Origin of the sequence: Brachyspira catarrhinii (assembly GCF_005518285.1) — a bacterium.
In the GTDB taxonomy this organism is placed as follows: domain Bacteria; phylum Spirochaetota; class Brachyspiria; order Brachyspirales; family Brachyspiraceae; genus Brachyspira; species Brachyspira catarrhinii.
The window spans coordinates 1-814 of record NZ_SJDU01000652.1 but is presented as its reverse complement, the minus strand read 5'-3'; the positions used below and the strand labels follow the sequence as shown (position 1 = coordinate 814).

At 25.2% G+C, this 814-nt stretch carries 2 protein-coding genes; both read left to right on the top strand.

All coding sequences use genetic code 11. From position 1 onward, the window contains the following. Window positions 1–88: 88 nt before the first annotated feature. Entirely contained in the window at window positions 89–280 is a 192-nt protein-coding gene (locus tag EZH24_RS12875) for a hypothetical protein (RefSeq protein ID WP_137999430.1), read from the top strand. Window position 281: 1 nt separating this feature from the next. Further along, window positions 282–674 carry a LuxR C-terminal-related transcriptional regulator gene (locus EZH24_RS12870; protein ID WP_137999429.1) on the top strand — a complete coding sequence of 131 codons (393 nt, stop codon included), beginning with the start codon at window positions 282–284 and terminating at the stop codon, window positions 672–674. The last annotated feature ends 140 nt before the right edge of the window (window positions 675–814 follow it).

Here is an 814-nt window from a genome sequence, read left to right as displayed (position 1 = left end):
TATAAAGCCATGCCTTTGTGAAATTATCAAATTAAATATTTTTGATAATGTAATTAAGCTAAGACAAATATAATAAGGAGTTTATATAATGACAGCATTGGGTGTTAAAAATATTGGAGAAATGCCAACTGAGGATATAGCCTACAGGAAAGATCCGTATTCCAGCATAGACTTAAAATTAGATATAGAAATGGCAGCAAAAAAACTTAATATAAAAAAACCATTCTCTGTAAATGATACTTATGTCATAGCTAATTATATTAATAATATGGAGGATTAAGATGAAGGATTTAACATGCAATATTTGTGATAAAAGAAGTTCATGCAGACAATTATGTCAGGCTATGGAAAAAACTTTAAATAATAGTATAGGCACAAATAAATCTTATTCTGAGAATACAGTTAAAGACTATAATTTATCTGTAGATAACATGGACAATATTATATATACTCACGGACTTTCTGATATTGAAAATAGAGATGTAAAACGCATAATAATAGCAATATTAACAAAAGATCAAATAGAGCTATTGCAATTATATTCACAAGGCTATACACAAAAAGAAATAGGCGAAAAATTAAATGTAACTCAAAGCAGCATATCTCAAAAATTAGAGGCAATAAAGAGAGAATTAAAAACCTCACTTGTTGAGGTTATTCCTTACGTTGTTTAAATGAATTATCCTTATATTTTTTATTATAAGTATAAATAAAGATATAAGGATAAATTATGTCAAAAAATGATATAAAAGAACTTACAAAAAAAGAAACTTCATTAATAGAAAAATATATAAAATTAAAAAATGAAGAGAAA

Excerpts from the sequence above, each read along its gene's own strand:
- EZH24_RS12875 (WP_137999430.1), top strand. The coding sequence starts at position 89 with ATGACAGCATTGGGTGTTAAAAATATTGGAGAAATGCCAACTGAGGAT.
- EZH24_RS12870 (WP_137999429.1), top strand. The coding sequence starts at position 282 with ATGAAGGATTTAACATGCAATATTTGTGATAAAAGAAGTTCATGCAGA.